The 2,704-nt window shown below is 43.2% G+C and carries 3 protein-coding genes; 1 reads left to right on the plus strand and 2 read right to left on the minus strand.

Annotated elements, in window-relative coordinates; translation table 11 throughout:
• Positions 1-89: 89 nt before the first annotated feature.
• Positions 90-515, plus strand: a complete 426-nt coding sequence (locus QUA71_RS29020) for a hypothetical protein (protein ID WP_333290449.1) — start codon at positions 90-92, stop codon at positions 513-515.
• Here the strand turns inward: QUA71_RS29020 and QUA71_RS29025 are convergent.
• Together QUA71_RS29025 and QUA71_RS29030 are read right to left on the minus strand one after the other, a co-directional pair.
• Positions 510-1,286: a hypothetical protein gene (locus QUA71_RS29025; protein ID WP_333290451.1), complete on the minus strand. Its 777-nt coding sequence runs from the start codon at positions 1,284-1,286 to the stop codon at positions 510-512. The two genes, QUA71_RS29020 and QUA71_RS29025, sit on opposite strands and share 6 nt — an antisense overlap.
• Complete coding sequence (locus tag QUA71_RS29030; protein WP_333290453.1) at positions 1,253-2,548, minus strand: helicase-related protein; 1,296 nt, start codon at positions 2,546-2,548, stop codon at positions 1,253-1,255. Before QUA71_RS29030 ends, QUA71_RS29025 begins: the two co-directional genes overlap by 34 nt.
• Positions 2,549-2,704: the final 156 nt, after the last annotated feature.

Raw genomic sequence — 2,704 nt, forward strand, 5'->3', positions numbered from 1 at the left:
TACCATAGGACTGGCAATGCTTTTGGGGTGTGTCACTGCTTATACTACCACGAGAGTGACAAAAGAGGGTTAATTGGCTGCGATCGCAAATGGCGGTAAAATTCGGTCATCAGCCCCAAAGTGGCGACATCCTTAAGGCTGTAAGGTCGATCGCCCCTAAATCCTATCGTCTGGGACGCATCCAAACCAAAAAAACCGGGTTTTTTGCGGTTTTTGCTGTTAGTCAACCAAATAACACGACTCCCGCGCCCGCAAATCTCAGCTTACAACCGTCAACAGCAGCGACTAATCCAGGTAGTTTGACAGTAAATTCTGCCAATACTATCCCCGACGATATCTTGCTAAATGGCGGTGCAATCCCAAGCATGATGACCTTTAGCGAAACCGATAATGACATCCTCATCTACGACAAAAACAGCTTTTTGAGTTCTCTAACCAGCGCTCAAACTCAGCCAATTATTCCTTTGAACGGCACGACTTGCATAAGTGCTGTTGAGAAAACCGAGTTTTTATGATGGGTTGTTGTCAAGCGCAAGTGATTCTCCGATTAAAGTATAAAGTTCTCTGAGTTGCTCAGAGTCCAAAGCTTTAATTAGCGCCTCTCCAGCTCTCTTGGGATTATGGCGAGGAATCTTTACATATGAAGGGGTATTTAGGCTACTAGATGGAACTTTTTCTGACCAATCTTTCACCAGTTTCCGCCCCAGATCGGTGATTTGGTAATAACCACGTTTATTACTAGATAATTGTTCAATCCATCCCAAGTCTAGCCAGCATTTTTGCCGGATATATGCTGGGCTAGATGTGAGACGTAATACTTGCATAATCTTGGCTGCATTAATAGGCTGATTATCCGCACAACGTCGAACCAATTGAGAAAATTCATGAAGAGATTTTGAGGGACTTCCGTGTTCTTCAGGTTGGTCTTCGTTAAGCTCAAACGTCTTTCCATTAGGTGATGCTAGTTCCTGAATGATTTTGTCAATATCTGACGGCTCGTAACCCAAACCAAATGGTGGTTTAGCCTTGCAGAGTTCCTCATAAGTCTTGAAGGGCTGTCCACGCTCGTCAACAAGCTGATGATAGCCAGAGAATTGCTTCATCAAATCGCGCCATGCTTTCAATTGTTGAGCATTGAATACAGCATCATGTAAGGCTGATTGCAGTTCCAGCCTTACAGCGATCGCCCAAGGGCGCGATCCAGGAGGTGCATTCAGTTCGCCTGCATTGCCCAGAGTTTCTATGTGAGCTTTCAATCGTTCATTGGATATTTGCTTTGTAGCCATGCCCACACCCGCCTCAATTCTTCAAGTGCCATTGCTTTGCGTGACTTGCGAAATTCTTTGACAATTTCCCCATTAATGGTTTTGAACTCCATACCATTCTTGGCTGTATAGTAACGGACATAATTTTCAATTTTGTCTCGTATAATCGACAGCTCTTCACTTGGGGTTAACGATTCTTGGTTTGATGAGTCTGCATAAACTTCAGTGCTAATTCGCCGTGTATTATACGACTCCATAAAACGTTTCAGATTTATAGTGCTGCCACTAATTCCAAACTCCTGTGCGGTTGATTGAAGTATAGCGGTTTCAGCATAATCAACAGTTTCCCCGTTACTTAAATCAGATGCTCTTGAGCGTGTCAAACTTGAATTTAATGCGATAATACTATTATATCCCTGTTCTTTGTTTTTAGCATCATTCTCCCCATTACCACCATTGCCCTTGTCACGCCTATTTAATTCTCTTTCCTTGAGAATAGGCTCTTGTTCTGCTATTATTTTTTGTACGCAGTTCACAGCCAACTGGTCATCTGGAAGATAAATCAACCCTGTTTTTTTCAAAACTCCAGCTTCTCGATCGACTCTCGCAGCCCTTGCCCATGATTGTTCCAGCCAAGGCTTACTTCTGATATTAGTTAAACAGGCAACATGGGTAATTGCCGGAACGTCAAGCCCTTCATAGGCCATTGCCACTGTTACTAAAGCATCAACTGCTTTTGCATCTCCGTATTTGTAGTGTTTCTTAAATCTTTTAATTGCTGTTTGCGCTTCTTTCGATTCATCACTTGTGGCTTTTAAAGCTTTTATTCCTAACTTTTGCAGCCACTCCAAATATTGATGAGCTGTTGCTATTGATGGCGCGAGTACCAATAGCTTAGCTCTATGATTATCTTTTTTATGTGACTTCCAATTATCAACACACTTTGTGAGTAACTGCTCGGCGTATCCGGTACTAAGCGCTGTGCGAAGTGCTATGCCCCTATAGTCTCCAGCCTCTGCTAGGCTTTCCACTGAATTTTTCTGCCCTTGTTGGTCTATCCATTCAGCCTGTCCATCACCCCATTCAAAATGGAGAGGAACAATAGCCCCCTCTCTGAGTGCTTGTCCTCGCGTATATTCAATAACTACAGTACCTTTACTACTTAATAGATCTGGAGTAAGACCGCTAGGAGTTGCTTTATAGGGCATAAAAGCAATTTCCTTTCGATCTCCACGCTCACCGGTTCCTGTTACTAAGATGACTAATACAGCATTATCTACCAATGGCTGCAACGCTCCATGCCATGCTCCATCTTTCTCAACATGATGAAACTCATCCAGCACTAGAATATAGCGCTTGCGTCGCAGGGCTATTTCATTCTAAACAAGTCTTTGAGGATGTTAAAATTAAAGCCAGCAAGACGTTGAGCTTGAGCCATG

The sequence above is a fragment of the Microcoleus sp. MON1_C5 genome (assembly GCF_036701875.1).
Lineage (GTDB): Bacteria > Cyanobacteriota > Cyanobacteriia > Cyanobacteriales > Microcoleaceae > Microcoleus.

What these genes read in the sequence shown, in the direction of transcription:
- QUA71_RS29020 (WP_333290449.1), top strand. Translation starts at nt 90, where the DNA reads ATGGCGGTAAAATTCGGTCATCAGCCCCAAAGTGGCGACATCCTTAAG.
- QUA71_RS29025 (WP_333290451.1), bottom strand. Translation starts at nt 1,286, where the DNA reads ATGGCTACAAAGCAAATATCCAATGAACGATTGAAAGCTCACATAGAA.